The organism is Pseudomonas cerasi, from assembly GCF_900074915.1.
Lineage (GTDB): Bacteria > Pseudomonadota > Gammaproteobacteria > Pseudomonadales > Pseudomonadaceae > Aquipseudomonas > Aquipseudomonas cerasi.
Map to the genome: position 1 here is coordinate 5,341,289 of NZ_LT222319.1, position 17,023 is coordinate 5,358,311.

Below are 17,023 nucleotides of genomic sequence, written 5' to 3' on the forward strand. Positions count from 1 at the left end.
ATAACAACAGGAATCGAGAGCATGACTCACCCCTACCCCGCTGTTTCGTTGTCAGTCTTTACCACCATTGACCGGAGTGCACGGGCATGACGCCGCTCATGTTGATGGTCGTGGCCGGTGCGGGCATCGCACTGCTGTTGTTTCTGGTGCTCAAGTACAAATTCCAGCCCTTCGTCGCCCTGATGCTGGTCAGCATTATCGTGGCGCTGGTCGCCGGTGTTAAACCGGCCGATCTGGTTGCCACCATCGAAGGCGGCATGGGCAAGACGCTCGGCCATATCGCGATCATCATCGCGCTGGGCGCGATGATCGGGCGCATCATCGAGCTGTCCGGCGGGGCCGAAGCACTGGCCAAGACCCTGATCAACCGCTTCGGCAACAAGCGCACGCCTCTGGCGCTGACTGTTGCGGGTTTCATGGTCGGTATTCCGGTGTTCTTCGAGGTCGGCGTGATCATCCTCATGCCGCTGGCTTACGGTGTGGCGCGTGCGGCACGCAAGCCGCTGCTGATTTTCGCGCTACCGATGTGCGCCGCACTGCTCGCCGTGCATGCGTTTCTGCCGCCGCACCCTGGCGCTGTTGCAGCCGCCAGCCAGTTGGGCGCGGACCTGGGCCGGGTGCTGATGCTGGGTATTCCGATCGTTGCCGTGCTGTGCATGATCGGCTACTTCGTCGCGGGCCGCATGACCCGCAAGACCTACCCGATGACCGATGACATCCGCGCCGAAGTCTATGGCCCGCACGTCACCAACGAAGACCTGGAAGCCTGGGCCCGTAACGATTATTCCGCTGCGCGTGAAGCGACCGAAACCCGAACAATGGGCGTCGAAGAAAGCGCCAGCAGCCTGGCAAGCAAGCTGCCGCCTGCGCCCGCACCGGGTTTCGGACTGATCATCGCGCTGATCCTGCTGCCGATCGTGCTGATTCTGATGGGCACACTGGCCACCACCATGCTGCCAGCCACGTCCACGCTGCGCGCAGTGCTGACTGTACTGGGTGCCCCCTTGGTTGCGCTGCTGATCGATACCCTGCTGTGCGCCTGGCTGCTGGGCTCACGTCGCGGCTGGAGCCGTACTCAGGTGTCCGATGTGATCGGCTCGGCCTTGCCGGGTGTCGCGATGGTGATCCTGATTGCCGGCGCCGGTGGCGTATTCGGCAAGGTGCTGGTCGACACCGGCATTGGTGCCGTGGTCTCCGAGGCGCTGCGCAACACCGGTCTGCCGGTACTCGCGCTGGGCTTCCTGCTGACCCTCCTGCTGCGCGCCGTCCAGGGCTCGACCACCGTTGCACTGGTCACTACTGCAGGCATTCTCAGCCCGCTGATCGCCACGCTGGACCTGAGCGCCAACCACCTGGCCCTGCTGTGTCTGGCCATGGGCGGTGGCGGCCTGGCCATGTCGCACATCAACGATGCCGGTTACTGGATGTTCACCAAGCTGGCGGGCCTCAACGTCGCCGACGGCTTGCGCACCTGGACCGTACTGGTCACGCTGCTCGGCACACTGGGCTTCGTGATCACCCTGCTGCTTTGGCCATTCGTCTGACCCTTTGAAGACTGGAGTTAACATGCCTCGTTTTGCCGCCAACCTCAGCATGCTGTACCCGCAGCATGATTTTCTTGAGCGCTTCGCCGCAGCCGCTGCCGATGGTTTCGGCGCGGTCGAGTACCTGTTCCCTTACGCCTACGGCACTCAGGAACTCAAGCAGCGCCTGAGCGACAACGGTCTGGTGCAGGCGCTGTTCAACGCTCCGCCGGGCGACTGGGAGGCAGGCGAGCGAGGCATTGCAACGCTGCCGGGCCGTGAAGCGGAATTTCGCAGCGGTATCGAGCAGGCGTTGGAATATGCGCAGGTGCTGGGCAATGACCGAGTGCATGTCATGGCTGGCTTGCTGGCCGATGAAAGCTTGCGTGAGCGTCATCAGGCGGTCTATCTGGAAAACCTCGCGTTCGCGGCTGAGCAAGCCAAGGGCGCAGGGGTCACGATTCTGATCGAGCCGATCAACACCCGCGACATGCCGGGCTTCTTCCTCAACCGTCAGGATCAGGCACAGAACATCTGCAAGCTGGTGGGTGCCGACAACCTGAAGGTGCAGTTCGACTGCTACCACTGCCAGATCGTCGAAGGTGACCTGACCAGCAAGCTGCGTCGCGACTTTGCAGGCATTGGTCATATTCAGATCGCCGGGGTACCGGATCGCCATGAGCCGGACCTGGGCGAACTGAACTACGAGCACCTGTTCAACGTCATCGACGAACTGGGCTACAGCGGCTGGATCGGCTGCGAATACCGTCCGAAAGGCGACACCAGCGTGGGTCTGGCGTGGTTGCGCGAGTTGCAGGCCAAGGGCTGAAACCAGCGGGATGGACGACGCGGAGCGTCATGAACGGCATTCCCACGCAGAGCGTGAGGAGCGATCATTCTGTAACGGTCGTGTCGGACGCTATGCGTCCGATGTTCAGCGACCTTAGCCTCAGTCCTCTACGTCGAACTGGTCCTTGATGTAGCGGATTTCAGTCCGCCCATGCGGCGCAGGCTGACCGTCTTCGTCGAGGTTGACGAAGACAATCTTGTCGACGGTCAGAATGCTCTTGCGGGTGATCTTGTTGCGCACCTGGCATTTGAGGGTGATCGAGGTGCGACCGAAATCCGTGGCGGTGATGCCCAGTTCGATGATGTCGCCCTGACGCGAGGCACTGACGAAGTTGATTTCAGAGATGTACTTGGTGACCACCCGCTGATTACCCAGTTGAACGATCGCGTAGATCGCCGCCTCTTCATCGATCCAGCGCAGCAGGCTGCCGCCGAACAACGTGCCGTTGGGGTTGAGGTCTTCGGGCTTTACCCACTTGCGGGTGTGGAAATTCATGGTCACTCCTGAGCGTCTGGCCGATGGATAGCTGCATGATGGCAGAGCCGGCGACCCGCGCCCATGCCTGCGTGATAGCGACTGTGCATCGACCCTATTACAGACAGATGGCAATTGGATGGCCTTTAAACCGACAGAAAGCCTTGGGTAGAATCGCGAGCACCGCTATACTGCCAAACGTTTCAAAACGGTCATCTACGCTTGATACCGTTCCCGCCACCTGTCCGAGGGGCGCTGCAGCAGGTTTTCCCTGTCAGGCTCGGATGGGGCGTTGTTTGCCAGGACGATCCTCGACCGGCAAACCTTAAACGCACAACGGCGCCCATTCGCATTTTTATGGAATGGAGACTCTCAATGAGTGCTGTAATGACGCCCGCAGAATTCAATGACTACAAGGTTGCCGATATTTCCCTGGCCGCCTGGGGTCGCCGCGAAACCATCATCGCCGAATCCGAAATGCCTGCCCTGATGGGTCTGCGTCGCAAATACGCTGGTGATCAGCCGCTGAAAGGCGCGAAGATTCTCGGCTGCATCCACATGACCATTCAGACCGCCGTACTGATCGAAACCCTGGTTGCCCTGGGTGCCGAAGTTCGCTGGTCGTCGTGCAACATTTTCTCCACTCAGGACCAGGCTGCTGCGGCCATCGCTGCTGCCGGCATTCCTGTGTTCGCCTGGAAAGGCGAAACCGAAGAAGAATACGAGTGGTGCATCGAGCAGACCATCCTCAAGGATGGCCAGCCATGGGACGCCAACATGATCCTCGACGACGGCGGCGACCTGACCGAGATCATTCACAAGAAATACCCGGCGATGCTGGACAAGATCCACGGCGTCACCGAAGAAACCACCACTGGCGTTCACCGCCTGCTGGATATGCTGGCCAAGGGCGAGTTGAAAATCCCGGCCATCAACGTCAATGACTCGGTGACCAAGAGCAAGAACGACAACAAGTACGGCTGCCGTCACAGCCTGAACGACGCCATCAAGCGCGGCACCGACCACTTGCTGTCCGGCAAGCAGGCGCTGGTGATCGGCTACGGTGACGTGGGCAAGGGCTCGGCCCAGTCCCTGCGTCAGGAAGGCATGATCGTCAAAGTGACCGAAGTCGACCCGATCTGCGCCATGCAGGCCTGCATGGACGGTTTCGAGCTGGTTTCGCCGTTCATCGACGGTGAGAACGACGGCACCGAAGCGAGCATCGACAAGGCACTGTTGGGCAAGATCGACCTGATCGTGACCACCACCGGTAACGTCAACGTTTGCGACTCCAACATGCTCAAGGCGCTGAAAAAGCGCGCTGTGGTGTGCAACATCGGTCACTTCGACAACGAAATCGACACCGCTTTCATGCGCAAGAACTGGGCATGGGAAGAAGTGAAGCCACAGGTTCACAAGATCCATCGTACCGGCCCAGGCTCGTTCGACGCACAGAACGACGACTACCTGATCCTGCTGGCCGAAGGCCGTCTGGTAAACCTGGGTAACGCCACTGGCCACCCAAGCCGCATCATGGATGGCTCGTTCGCCAACCAGGTTCTGGCGCAGATCTTCCTCTTCGAGCAGAAGTACGCCGACCTGGCACCGGCCAAGAAAGCCGAGCGTCTGACCGTTGAAGTGCTGCCGAAGAAACTCGACGAAGAAGTGGCCCTGGAAATGGTCCGCGGCTTCGGCGGCGTTGTGACCAAGCTGACCAAGACCCAAGCCGATTACATCGGCGTGACCGTCGAAGGTCCGTTCAAGCCGCACGCGTATCGCTACTGATTGAGCAGGCTCGGTCCGCTTCTTACGCAGAAGCGGATCGAGCGTGATCAGCCATCACCGGCAGCACTCGCTGCCCCGGTGATGCTCAGTATCTGAAGGCCGTTCCGGCCTTTTCGCGAACAAGTTCGCTCCTACGACGAGATCGGCTCCATGTCTCAAGAACGCCGCTTCAGCTTCGAGTTCTTTCCTACCAAGACCGACGCTGGACATGAAAAGCTGCTGACCGTTGCTCGTCAGCTCGCTACGTACAACCCCGATTTTTTCTCCTGCACCTATGGTGCCGGTGGCTCGACCCGCGACCGCACGCTCAATACCGTGCTGCAGCTGGAAAACGAGATCAAAGTCCCTGCTGCGCCGCATTTGTCCTGCGTGGGCGACAGCAAAGACGACCTGCGCAACCTGTTGGCGCAGTACAAGGATGCGGGCATCAAACGCATCGTGGCACTGCGCGGCGACCTGCCTTCCGGCATGGGCATGGCCAGCGGTGAGCTGCGTCATGCCAATGACCTGGTGAGCTTCATTCGCCAGGAAAGCGGCAGCCATTTCCACATCGAAGTCGCCGCCTACCCGGAAATGCATCCACAGGCGCGCAATTTCGAAGACGACCTAAAGCACTTCGTCAACAAGGCCAACGCCGGCGCCGACAGTGCGATCACGCAGTACTTCTTCAACGCCGACAGCTATTTCAACTTCGTCGAGCGAGTCGAGAAGATGGGCGTCAGCATTCCGATCGTGCCGGGCATCATGCCGATCACCAACTACAGCAAGCTGGCGCGTTTCTCGGATGCCTGCGGTGCGGAAATCCCGCGCTGGATCCGCAAACAGCTGGAAGCCTACGGCGATGACGTGCAAAGCATCCAGGCGTTTGGCGAAGAAGTCATCACGCAGATGTGCGAACGACTGCTGCAAGGCGGCGCCCCCGGCCTGCATTTCTACACGCTGAACCAGGCAGAGCCGAGCCTGGCGGTGTGGAACAACCTGCAACTGCCACGCTGAAAACGGCTGAGGCACCGCGGTCCGACCGGTGATTTCCGGGGGATCGCGGCCTCATACACCGTTGGGCAGCAGGAAAGCGGCGTATTGCGCTCGCTCTGTTATACTCCAGCCTTCCCGCCAGGCTTACGCCCGGACGCCCGGTCTTGCAATCGTCATCCGTTCACGCCAACAGCGCAATTTTCATCAAGCGCAGACGTCACGGAATGCACTGAAGACCCGGCAGGACCGGACGGGATCGCGTTGTCTTTACACGCCATTCGCGCCAGGCAAGACATCCCTTGAGCTTAAGCTCCAACAGAACAGGATTACTCATGTCCTTTGCTTCCCTCGGTCTCTCCGAGGCTTTAGTCCGCGCCATCGAGGCAGCGGGCTATACCCAGCCTACCCCCGTGCAACAGCGGGCCATTCCCGCCGTGTTGCAAGGTCGCGACCTGATGGTTGCGGCACAGACCGGTACTGGTAAAACCGGTGGTTTCGCCCTCCCTATTCTGGAGCGGCTGTTTCCCAATGGTGTTCCGGACAAATCCCAGCGTCACGGCCCGCGTCAACCACGCGTTCTGGTCCTGACCCCGACCCGCGAACTGGCCGCACAGGTGCACGAGAGCTTCAAGCTCTATGCCCGCGACCTGAAATTCGTCAGCGCCTGCATCTTCGGCGGCGTCGGCATGAACCCTCAGGTTCAGGCCATGTCCCGTGGTGTGGACGTCCTGGTGGCCTGCCCTGGCCGCCTGCTCGACCTGGCCGGTCAAGGCAGTGTCGACCTGTCCCACGTCGAAATCCTGGTGCTCGATGAAGCAGACCGGATGCTCGACATGGGCTTCGTGCATGACGTCAAGAAGGTCCTCGCGCGGCTGCCGGCCAAGCGCCAGAACCTGCTGTTCTCGGCTACCTTCTCCAATGACATCACGTCGTTGGCCGGCAAGCTGCTGCACAACCCAGAGCGCATCGAAGTCACGCCGCCGAACACCACGGTCGAGCGTATCGAGCAACGGGTTTTCCGCCTGGCAGCCAACCACAAGCGTTCGCTGCTCGCGCATTTGATCACTGTCGGCGCCTGGGAACAGGTGCTGGTCTTCACCCGCACCAAGCACGGCGCCAACCGTCTGGCCGAGTACCTGGACAAGCACGGCCTTGCGGCTGTCGCGATCCACGGCAATAAGAGCCAGAACGCCCGTACCAAGGCACTGGCCGACTTCAAGGCAGGTGATGTACGCATCATGGTCGCGACCGATATCGCCGCACGCGGCCTGGATATCGATCAGTTGCCGCATGTCGTCAACTTCGAGCTGCCCAACGTCGACGAAGACTACGTTCACCGTATCGGTCGTACCGGCCGTGCCGGTCGTTCGGGTGAAGCCATTTCGCTGGTTGCGCCGGACGAAGAGAAGCTGCTCAAAAGCATCGAGCGCATGACCAAGCAGAAGATCGCCGACGGCGACCTGATGGGCTTCGACATCACAGCAGTCGAGGCTGAGAAGCCGGAAGTGCGTGAGCGTCCGGATGTTCGCAACTCGCGTGGCGCACGCCCTGCACGTGGCGATGGTGACAAGAACAACGGTGGTCGTCGCGACAAGGGCAAGGATAAAGGCAAGGAAAAACCTGCCGCTGCATCCGCTACTGGCGAACGCCCTGCAAGGCAGCCACGCGAAAAAAAACCTCGTGAGGGCACGCCTCGCAGCGAACAGCGTGCATCGCAACCCGCCATACCGCGTCCGGCAGCCGATCGTGCGCCAGACGAGTTTCGCGACGACGAAGTAGACAACTTCGGCAATCGCGCTGACTACGTGAGTCCTTATCAGGGCAAAGGTCAGAACCGTGGTCGTCGCCCTGCTGCCGCGCCTGGTGCAGCCGCACCGGCCGCTGGCGGCGCAGCTCGCCCGGCCAACCAGGGTCGCCCTGCCGGTGGCGCTCGTAACGGCTCCGGCAGCGGCGCACCAAAGCGCAACGGCTCGGGTTCATCGGCACCACGCTCGCGTGATGGTCAGCCACGTGGCCGTCGTCCGGCACGTGAAGACCAGCCTTTGCCACGTGAAGGTCAGGAGCCAGCCGCACGTGCACCACGCGACGGCCAGCCTCAGCCGAAAATCGTGCACAAGGAATCCAAGATCGACCGTTTCCCGTCTGCCGAGCAACTGGACCAGTTGCCGAGCCGCCCACGCGGTGAAAAACCGGCCCTGCTGACCCGCAACCGCGACAGCTGACAGCCACGCAACACTAAAAACGCCCCGACCTGTTCGGGGCGTTTTTGTTTGTGGGCCCGGAGGATGTTGATCATCGCTCCCACGCTCCGCGTGGTAGCACAGCCCTGGACGCTCCGCGTCCGATCTTAAGCGGGTGGCGCAGCGCCGATCTGTGACGCAGAGCGTCACGAAATGCATGCCAACGCGGAGCATTGGCACGATAGTCATCTCAGGAAGTTTCATCGCACCCACAAAAACGCCGACCCAAGGGTCGGCGTTCTGTCGATCAAGCGTGCAATTACTTCTTCTGTACGCCTTCGAAGCTGATGTCCAGATCCAGCGTCTGCGACGTCGGGCCTGGGCCCTTGATGCCGAAGTCGTTCAGGTTCAGCGTCGAAGTACCGTTGAAGCCGGCACGGTAGCCGCCCCACGGATCCTTGCCTTCGCCGTTGAAGGTTGCCTTGATGACGATTGGCTTGGTCACGCCGTGCAGGGTCAGGTCGCCAGTGACGTCAGCCGTTTTCTCGCCAGTCGATTTGACTGCGGTGGAAACGAATTTGGCTTCCGGGTATTTGGCAACGTCCAGGAAATCCTTGCTGGAGATGTGCTTGTCGCGCTCGGCGTGGTTGGTGAACAGGCTGGCGGTTTTCAGCTCGACATTGATTTTGCTGGCTTCAGGCTTGGCAGCGTCGAAGCTGAACGTGCCGTCCCAGTCCTTGAAGGTACCGTGAATGAAGCTGTAGCCCAGGTGGCTGATCTTGAAGTCAACGAATGCGTGTTGACCTTCCTTGTCGATAACGTAGTCGGCGGCCATGGCCTGGCCAGCAGACAACAGTGCGGTACCCAGAGCCAGAGCGGCGAGAGACTTCTTCAACATGCTTTTATTCCCGTTTTGGTTGAACAATCAATTACGACCCAGCATGCGCTTGAGGGTCACATCGCGATCGATGAAGTGGTGTTTCAATGCAGCAAGACCATGGAGCCCCGCGAATATCACGATGACCCAGGCCAGATACAGGTGAATCCAGCCCGCCGTTTCTGCCTGATCAGGAAGGCCCGATACCAGCGCGGGCACATCGAACAGGCCGAATACCGGAATTCCCACGCCGTCGGCGGTGGAAATGAGATACCCGGCGAACATCACGGCAAACAGTACGACGTACAAAAACAGATGGCCGAATGCAGCACCGATGCGCGTCAACTTACTGTAGCTGGTCAACGGCGGCGGTGGCGGACTGAGCAGACGCCAGACCACGCGGATCAGCATGATCGCAAACAGCGTGATGCCGATGCTCTTGTGCAGATCAGGGCCCGCCTTGCGCCACGTATCGTAGTAATCCAGCCCGACCATCCACAGCCCCAGCGCAAACATTCCAAACACGACAGCAGCCACACCCCAGTGCAGCACCATGCTGACCAGACCGTAGCGAGAGGATGAATTACGTAGCTGCATTACCAGTACCTTGTCAGAAGTGTTACCAGACTAGCTTTTTATCTATCGAATGAAAGCGCAAAATTTCGCTCGGACATATCGAACAATACGATAGGTCTGGTGGGCAGTTCGTACCTCGATTCTGTTGCTTCCCTCAACACCTGAACCACTGTTCAGCCGTGTCAGGCTGTCCGCGCTGCAGCAGCATCCCGATAATTTGCCGTCAGTAACACTTTGCAATGACCATCGGCCTTTCGATGCCGATGAACGGCACGATCAGGCTTGAGCACAGGGATATAACGAATCGAGCACGCATAAAAAAAGGGATGCGGTATGAACCGCATCCCTTTCAGTCAGCCATCGGACGGTCAGTTATTGGCGTCTGCAGGCGCTGCTTCAGCAGGGGTCTTGGCGGGAGCCGGTTTGCTCTGAGCCTTTTTCGCGGCCTCTTTTTTGGCCGCTTCCTTCTTCGCAGCCTCTTTTTTAGCCGCTTCTTTCCTGGCCGCTTCCTTGCTCTGCACTTTCTTCGCAGGCTCGGCCTTGGTCGCCGGCTTCTTCGCTGGCTCGGCTTTTACCGGTGGCTTGGCAGGCTGGACAACCGGCGCAACCACGGGTGCCGGAGCGGCAGCCGGTGCAGGCGCTGGGGCAGGCTCTACAGCCTTCTCTACCGGCGCAGGGGCCGGGGCCGGTGCTTCATCACCACCGAACAGGCGCGAGAAGAAGCCTGGCTTGTCAGCCTGCGGCTTGGCAGGTTCGGCCGGCTTGTCGGAGGAACCACCGAACAGATTGCTGAAGAAATTGCCTTCGGACTTCTGCGAAGCCGGGGCCGGTGCTTTCGGCGGTGCAACCTTGACCGGTTCGAACGACTTGCCAGCGGCCAGATCCTGCACCTGACCGGCTGCACGCTGACCACTGCGCAGGGCGCCTTCCAGAGTGCCGGGGTACAAGGTGTCGGTGTGCTCGCCAGCAAAGGCTACACGCAGAATCGGCCGTTCCCACAGACGCCAGTATTTGCTGATCTGACCGGGGCCGAACGCCAGGTAAGAACCGCCAGTGGACGGATCGACGCTGTAGCGGCGGATTTCATAGCCGGTGTACGCACCGCGTGCTTCAGGGTAGAACGCATGCAGACGGATCAGCACCTGATCGACCATCTGCTTGTCGCCGAAGGCCTGCATAATGCGCGCGTTGTCGCCCGACAGGTTGATCACCACGTTGGCGCCACCTTTAAGCGCCGGCTCTACCCACAACATGCCCAGACCGGTGTTACTGAACACTTCACCGGACATGCGCGCCTTGCTGTCCCAGACCGGGGTCTTGAACTTGAGCATGATCTGGTCGCGCCAGCCGTAGTTGGTGCTCTTGATCGCGCCCATGTGCTGAGCGTCCAGTGCAGGTGTCATCTGGATCTTGCCCAGCGAACGCAACGGCACGGCCATGACCACGTAATCCGCCGTGTAGCTGGTCGCGCCAGCCTTGACGGTGACCTTGTCCTTCTCCTGGACGACTGCCGTCACCGGCGAGTTGGTCTTGACGGTCTTGAGTTGCTTGACGAACGCCTGGGTCAGCACCGCACTGCCTCCGGGCAGGCGCGCAGCACGCAAGTCACGCTCGTCGACCGAGCGATAAACCCGCGATTGCTGGGCGAGGTACAGCAACGACAGGCGCGAAGGCTCGTCGTAGCGGGTACGGATCTGCTGATTGATCAACTGACGCGCCGTAGCAGGCAGGTTCAGACGGTCCAGCCAGTTGGCGACGTTGATCTGGTCCAGCGCAAACAGCGTGCTGTTGGACGCCGGGTTTTCCGGGTCGTCAACCGAACGCGCGAGGTTGTCCAGCGTGTCGTTGTAGCGCTTGATGGCTTCGGCGGTCGCCGGCTGTTTGACGGCCAGGTCAGCCTGGGTGAAGTACACGCCGTCGATCAAGTAGCTGGGCGTGCGCACGAATTCAGGCGCGGGCACGGTCGTCAGCTTGAAGCTGTCCAGGTAGCGGTTCAGCACAGGCTGAGCCTTGGTGTTGCCGATCCACTCGCTGGTCGCCAGACCGGAGCGTCCACCCAGACTCGGCTTGGCTTCCAGCACCGTCACCTGCCAGCCTTTGGCCTGCAGTTCATAGGCGGCAGTCAAACCTGCCAGACCACCACCGACGACAATGGCGGTTCGTTGTTTTTCATCGGCGAGCGTCGAAACGCTGACCAACCCTGCCACTATCAGCGCACAGGCGCGCAGCCAACCAGAAAGCATTCGGCGAACTCCAGAAAACATAGGGAAGATAGGGCAAGTCAGCCCGACACATCGACTCGCTGCGCAGGATACGCGAGCCATCAAATAGCCGCCAGCAATGTCCATCGCCCGTTAAAACTGCATCAAAGGTTGTTCCGCAGCCGGGCATTGCATAGGCTTGCGCGATTGTTCGTCCTCGCATCAGGCGAGTCGCTACCCGGAGATTGAAAATGGGCCTCAATGACCAGTGGATGCAGCGTGACCTGAAGGTCCTGTGGCACCCCTGCACCCAGATGAAAGACCACGAAAATCTGCCGTTGATACCGATCAAGCGTGGTGAAGGCGTATGGCTTGAAGACTTCGAGGGCAAGCGTTATCTGGACGCTGTCAGCTCTTGGTGGGTCAACGTTTTCGGACACGCCAACCCGCGCATCAATCAGCGCATCAAGGATCAGGTCGACCAGCTGGAGCATGTGATCCTAGCTGGTTTCAGCCATCAGCCAGTGATCGAACTGTCCGAACGGCTGGTCAAACTCACGCCCGAGGGCCTGACCCGCTGCTTCTACGCCGATAACGGCTCGTCTTGCATCGAAGTCGCGCTGAAAATGAGCTTTCATTACTGGCTCAATCGCGGCCAGCCGGACAAGAAACGCTTCGTCACCCTGACCAACAGCTACCACGGCGAGACCATGGCGGCGATGTCGGTCGGTGACGTGCCGCTGTTCACCGAAACCTACAAGGCGTTGCTGCTCGATACCATCAAAGTGCCGAGCCCCGATTGCTACCACCGCCCGGACGGCATGAGCTGGGAAGAGCATTCGCGCAACATGTTCGTCGCCATGGAGCAGACCCTTGCCGAACACCACGCCAGCGTTGCGGCGGTGACCGTCGAACCGCTGATCCAGGGCGCGGGCGGCATGCGCATGTATCACCCGATCTACCTCAAGCTGCTGCGCGACGCCTGCGACCGCTATGGCGTGCACCTGATCCACGATGAAATCGCTGTCGGTTTCGGCCGTACCGGGACCATGTTCGCCTGCGAACAGGCCGGCATCCGTCCGGATTTCCTGTGCCTGTCCAAGGCACTGACCGGTGGCTACCTGCCGCTGGCGGCCTGCCTGACCACCGATGATGTGTACGACGCGTTCTACGACGACTATCCGACCCTGCGTGCGTTCCTGCACTCGCACAGCTACACCGGCAACCCGCTGGCCTGTGCGGCGGCGCTGGCGACCCTGGATATCTTCGAGCAGGACAACGTCATCGAAAACAACAAGGCCCTGGCGCAACGCATGGCGACGGCCACCGCGCACCTGGCCGATCATCCGCATGTCGCGGAAGTGCGTCAGACCGGCATGGCGATCGCCATCGAAATGGTCCAGGACAAGGCGAGCAAAACCGCCTACCCGTGGCAGGAACGTCGCGGCATGAAAGTCTTCCAGCATGCACTGGAACGTGGCGCACTGCTGCGGCCACTGGGCAGCGTGGTGTATTTCCTGCCGCCGTATGTGATTACGCCGGAGCAAATCGACTTCCTCGCCGAAGTGGCCAGCGAAGGCATTGATATCGCGACACGTAGCAGCGTCAGCGTTGCCGTGCGCGAGAACTTTCATCCGGACTTCAGGGATCCGGGTTAAAGGCTGGAATTAAATGCAGCCGGACTGGCGCCTTCGCGAGCAAGCTCGCTCCCACTGGCAGGGGCCTGTCCGGGCGACCTCAATTTGCTCGCGAATGCGTCATCACAAAACGAACACCAGAACCGAGACACACCATGAGACTGTCCCGCTTTTTTACTGAAACGCCGCTGAGTCTGGGCGAGCATGAACTGCCTGAGGCCCAGGCGCATTACATCAGCCGCGTGTTGCGCATGACCGAAGGTGACGCGCTGCAACTGTTCGACGGTTCGGGCCAGGAGTTTCGCGGCACCTTGCTGGAAGTCGGCAAGAAGCGCGTGCATGTACAGCTCACCGAGAGCTTTGCCGGGCAGCAAGAGTCAGGCCTGCGCATTCATCTCGGTCAGGGCCTGTCGCGCGGCGAGCGGATGGACTGGGCCATTCAAAAGGCCACCGAACTGGGCGTCAGCGAAATTACGCCGATTGTCAGCGAACGCTGCGAGGTGCGCCTGAAGGACGAACGTGCCGAGAAGCGTCAGGCGCATTGGCAGCAGATCGCAATCAGCGCCTGCGAGCAATGTGGCCGCTCCGTGGTGCCGGTGATTCATGCGCCGATGCCGCTGGCCGAGTGGATCAAGCACACCGAGGCCGACCTGAAACTGGTCCTGCACCCGGTGGCTGAACCTCTGACCAGTCATGACAAGCCTGCCAGCCTGGCCTTTCTGATTGGTCCGGAAGGCGGTCTGAACGATGCGGAAGTCGATCAGGCGCAAGACGCCGGCTTCCACGCCGCACGCCTCGGCCCGCGCGTGCTGCGCACGGAAACCGCTCCCGTGGTCGCGCTCAGCGTGGCGCAACAGCTGTGGGGCGATTTTTGATCATTTGATGCGTCCTCAAACGCGCTGCACGCTCAGAATCAGACCCCGGCTCGCTCCCACAAGGATTTGCATTTACCCAGCCATTGAGGCCTGAACCTGGCCACTTTCACAGCACATAAAAACAAATCGCCACGAAGTGCATCAAACTGCCGCCGATGACGAACAGGTGCCAGATACCGTGAAAGTGGCGGATCTGGTCGTAGGCGAAGAACAGGATGCCGACGGTATACAGCACGCCGCCTCCGGCCAGCCAGATGAAACCCGATACACCGAGTGCAGCCAGCAGTGGCTTGACGGCCACCAGCACGATCCAGCCCATCACGGCGTAGATCACGATGGACATGATTCGCGCTTCGGAGCGCGGTTTTATCTCTTGCAGGATACCGATCAGCGCCAGCGCCCAGACAATTCCGAACAGGGTCCAGCCCCATGCGCCGCGCAATGTCACCAGACAGAACGGGGTGTAGCTGCCGGCAATCATCAGGTAGATCGAAAAGTGGTCGACCTTCTGCATGATCGATTTCGAGCGTCCCTTGACGCTGTGGTAGACCGTCGAGACGCTGTACAGCGTCACCAGACACGCACCATAGATGGCCATGCTGACCACTTTCCAGACATCGCCATGCAGGCTGGCCATGACCAATAGCCAGATCGCACCGACGGCTGCCAGCACAGCGCCGACCAAGTGCGACCAGGCATTGAATTTTTCTCCGTAGTACATCCGCTCGATACCCTCTTGTGGCGAAAACACTGGAAACAGAGACTCCGGGTTATTGAAACAAACCGCAACACCCGTGTCAGTGACGGATATTTTAAGCAGCTATCGACGCATGAGTTGTGCACAATCAGCGCACCTCAACCATAAGCGCCACGACATGCAGATCGATGACGAACTGACGCTCAAGAAACTGGAAATATTCCTGGCCTTCATGCGCACCGGCAATCTGGCACTTGCAGCGGAGGAGCTGCAGACCAGTAACGTCAGCGTGCACCGCGCCATTCATTCGCTGGAAAGTGCGTTGCGTTGCCCGCTGTTCAAGCATGAGGGCCGCAACCTGACGCCGCTGGAAAGCGCTTATGTACTTGAAGAGCGTGCGCAGAAGCTGGTCCAGGACGTGCTCGCCACGGTGGAACTGACCCGTCAGGCGGCAGGCTTCTCAGCGGCGCGGTTTCGCTTGGGGGCGTTGTATTCGCTGACCGTCAAGACCGTGCCGCAGTTGATCATGGGCCTGAAGATCCGCCGCAGCGAGCTGAATATCGACCTGATTCTGGGCTCGAACATGGACCTGCTCTACAAGCTCAAGAACATGGAAGTCGATGCGATGCTGGTGTCACTGGATGAGAGCACCAACGACCCGGACTGCGAGCATCTGGCGCTGTTTTCCGACGACATCTTTCTCGCCGTCCCCACCGACTCACCGTTCGCCGAACACCCTGAAGTGGACCTGGGCGATCTGCGCGAAGCGACGTTCATCACCCTGACCCAAGGCTTTGCCACACACCGCGACGGGATCCGCGTGTTCCGGCAGGCCGGTTTCGAGCCCAAGGTGGCGATGCAGGTCAATGACATCTTCACCCTGCTGAGCATGGTCAGCTCCGGCGTCGGCTATGCACTGCTGCCGGGAAGAATCGCCGCGGTCTATGAAAACCGCGTGCGCCTGATCCCGTTGCAGAGCCGCTACCGGATGCAGCAACACATCGGCATTGTTTTTCTCAAGTCCAAACAGCGCGATCCCAACCTGCTCGCGCTGTTGGCCGAGTGCCGCATGTACGCGAACCGGCTGCTGGAACAGATGACCTGACCTAGGCTCTGTACGAAAAGTCGGCGAACGAAGCATCACCGAGCGCAGCCACTTTTAGTACAGCGCCTAGCCGACGATGGCGCGCACGATGAAGTACAGCACCGATGGCCCGAGCAGGCAGCCCAGACCGGTGTGGAACGTAGCGGTCAGCGCGCCATAAGGCACCAGACGCCGGTCGGTTGCCGCCAGCCCTGCGGTAACGCCGCTGACAGTACCCGCCAGACCACCGAAAACCATCGCTGAGCGCGGATTGTCCAGCCCCATCCAGCGCGCCGCCATGGGCGTGCCGACCATCACCAGAATCGCCTTGATCAGGCCGGTGGCAATCGACAGCGCCATCACATCGGAGGTGGCACCCAGCGCAGCACCGGTCACCGGGCCGACAATGTAGGTCACCGCCCCGGCACCGATGGTGGTCATGCTGATCGCGTCCCGATAACCGAACAGCCAGGCAATGCTCGCGCCGACGATAAACGGCAGAATCGTGCCCAGCAGCAAGGCGATGGCGCCGATCAGCCCGGCCTTGCGCGCTTCGGTGGCCTGCACTTCAAAAGCCGTCGCCACGATAGCGAAGTCACGCAGCATCGCCCCGCCCATCAGGCCGATACCGGAAAACAGCGTGATATCCGCCAGCCCTTTCTGGCCGCCGGTCAAGGTGCCGCCGACCCAGGCCAGAATCAGCCCGATGACAATCGCAATGGCCGAACCATGCACCCGGCCGAACGTCAGGCGTTTGGACAGCACCACAGACACCCACATGATGATGCCGACGAAAGCGAATGCGGTGATCAGGCCGTTGTGTTCAAGTCCCTTCTCGATGAGATCCCACATATCAGCGACCTCCAGCCGGGGCGATTTCAGGCGTCAGCAGCGGCTCTTCCTTGGGTAACGGCTCGCCGCGATTGGTACGACTGATCACTGCGATGGTGCAGGCACACAGCACCACCGAACCCACAGCGGCCAACACCGCCACCGGCCCGCCCTTGAGTGCGGTTACAACGTTTTGTTGTGCGGCCATCGCCACCACCACCGGGATGTACAGAGCGCCCCAGAAACCCACGCCCATTTCGCAGTCCTTGCTCATGCCGCCGTGTTTTTCCATCCACAGGCGCGCGCAGATCAACAGGATCATGGCGATCCCGACCCCGCCCACATTGGATTTCACGCCCAGCAGAACGCCGAGCATATCGCCGAGAATCACGCCCGCAAGCGTGCAGATGGCCAGTAGTGCAACACCATAGATAATCATTGTTGTTATTCCTCTGTTT

Annotated in this window: 15 protein-coding genes and 1 riboswitch; of the genes, 8 read left to right on the forward strand and 7 right to left on the reverse strand. The window is 60.4% G+C overall.

The features are described 5' to 3' along the window. Nucleotides 1–86: 86 nt before the first annotated feature. Both PCPL58_RS26145 and otnI read left to right on the forward strand, forming a co-directional pair. Entirely contained in the window at nt 87–1,544 is a 1,458-nt protein-coding gene (locus tag PCPL58_RS26145; RefSeq protein ID WP_003432081.1) for a GntP family transporter, read from the forward strand. Nucleotides 1,545–1,566: 22 nt separating this feature from the next. Beyond that, on the forward strand, nt 1,567–2,352 hold the full coding sequence (gene otnI, locus PCPL58_RS26150; RefSeq protein WP_065350804.1) for a 2-oxo-tetronate isomerase: 786 nt from the start codon (nt 1,567–1,569) through the stop codon (nt 2,350–2,352). Between the two features lie 120 nt (nt 2,353–2,472). Here the strand turns inward: otnI and PCPL58_RS26155 are convergent, their stop codons facing one another. After that, on the reverse strand, nt 2,473–2,868 hold the full coding sequence (locus PCPL58_RS26155; protein WP_003316713.1) for an acyl-CoA thioesterase: 396 nt from the start codon (nt 2,866–2,868) through the stop codon (nt 2,473–2,475). Nucleotides 2,869–3,088: 220 nt separating this feature from the next. Beyond that, nucleotides 3,089–3,199: riboswitch (S-adenosyl-L-homocysteine riboswitch) on the forward strand. A 23-nt stretch (nt 3,200–3,222) separates the two neighbouring features. Between PCPL58_RS26155 and ahcY the strand changes: the two genes are divergently transcribed. From ahcY to PCPL58_RS26170, 3 genes are all read left to right on the forward strand, one after another. Beyond that, nucleotides 3,223–4,632 carry an adenosylhomocysteinase gene (gene ahcY, locus PCPL58_RS26160; protein WP_003366112.1) on the forward strand — a complete coding sequence of 470 codons (1,410 nt, stop codon included), beginning with the start codon at nt 3,223–3,225 and terminating at the stop codon, nt 4,630–4,632. Between the two features lie 150 nt (nt 4,633–4,782). After that, nucleotides 4,783–5,628 carry a methylenetetrahydrofolate reductase [NAD(P)H] gene (metF, locus tag PCPL58_RS26165; protein WP_003346344.1) on the forward strand — a complete coding sequence of 282 codons (846 nt, stop codon included), beginning with the start codon at nt 4,783–4,785 and terminating at the stop codon, nt 5,626–5,628. A gap of 311 nt (nt 5,629–5,939) precedes the next feature. Further along, nucleotides 5,940–7,829, forward strand: a complete 1,890-nt coding sequence (locus PCPL58_RS26170) for a DEAD/DEAH box helicase (protein WP_003366109.1) — start codon at nt 5,940–5,942, stop codon at nt 7,827–7,829. A 277-nt stretch (nt 7,830–8,106) separates the two neighbouring features. Here PCPL58_RS26170 and PCPL58_RS26175 read toward each other — a convergent pair whose 3' ends face one another. From PCPL58_RS26175 to PCPL58_RS26185, 3 genes are all read right to left on the reverse strand, one after another. Then, the gene (locus PCPL58_RS26175) at nt 8,107–8,685 is read right to left on the reverse strand and encodes a YceI family protein (RefSeq protein WP_002551707.1); all 579 of its coding nucleotides are present in this window, start codon (nt 8,683–8,685) and stop codon (nt 8,107–8,109) included. Nucleotides 8,686–8,712: 27 nt separating this feature from the next. Then, entirely contained in the window at nt 8,713–9,261 is a 549-nt protein-coding gene (locus tag PCPL58_RS26180; protein ID WP_065350805.1) for a cytochrome b, read from the reverse strand. 347 nt (nt 9,262–9,608) lie between these two features. After that, entirely contained in the window at nt 9,609–11,483 is a 1,875-nt protein-coding gene (locus PCPL58_RS26185) for a flavin monoamine oxidase family protein (RefSeq protein ID WP_003432088.1), read from the reverse strand. 209 nt (nt 11,484–11,692) lie between these two features. On the opposite strand from PCPL58_RS26185, the gene PCPL58_RS26190 reads away from it, so the two are divergent. Next, complete coding sequence (locus PCPL58_RS26190; RefSeq protein WP_065350806.1) at nt 11,693–13,099, forward strand: adenosylmethionine--8-amino-7-oxononanoate transaminase; 1,407 nt, start codon at nt 11,693–11,695, stop codon at nt 13,097–13,099. Between the two features lie 134 nt (nt 13,100–13,233). Continuing rightward, nucleotides 13,234–13,953, forward strand: coding sequence for a 16S rRNA (uracil(1498)-N(3))-methyltransferase (locus PCPL58_RS26195; protein WP_003366101.1), 720 nt, complete (start codon nt 13,234–13,236; stop codon nt 13,951–13,953). 106 nt (nt 13,954–14,059) lie between these two features. On the opposite strand, the gene trhA is transcribed toward PCPL58_RS26195, so the two are convergent. Next, nucleotides 14,060–14,674, reverse strand: coding sequence for a PAQR family membrane homeostasis protein TrhA (gene trhA / locus PCPL58_RS26200; protein WP_065350807.1), 615 nt, complete (start codon nt 14,672–14,674; stop codon nt 14,060–14,062). Between the two features lie 154 nt (nt 14,675–14,828). Between trhA and PCPL58_RS26205 the strand changes: the two genes are divergently transcribed. Beyond that, entirely contained in the window at nt 14,829–15,755 is a 927-nt protein-coding gene (locus PCPL58_RS26205) for a LysR family transcriptional regulator (protein WP_065350808.1), read from the forward strand. 66 nt (nt 15,756–15,821) lie between these two features. On the opposite strand, the gene madM is transcribed toward PCPL58_RS26205, so the two are convergent. Continuing rightward, nucleotides 15,822–16,586: a malonate transporter subunit MadM gene (madM, locus tag PCPL58_RS26210; protein ID WP_003366094.1), complete on the reverse strand. Its 765-nt coding sequence runs from the start codon at nt 16,584–16,586 to the stop codon at nt 15,822–15,824. Between the two features lies 1 nt (nt 16,587). Then, nucleotides 16,588–17,004, reverse strand: coding sequence for a malonate transporter subunit MadL (gene madL / locus PCPL58_RS26215; RefSeq protein ID WP_003366092.1), 417 nt, complete (start codon nt 17,002–17,004; stop codon nt 16,588–16,590). Nucleotides 17,005–17,023: the final 19 nt, after the last annotated feature.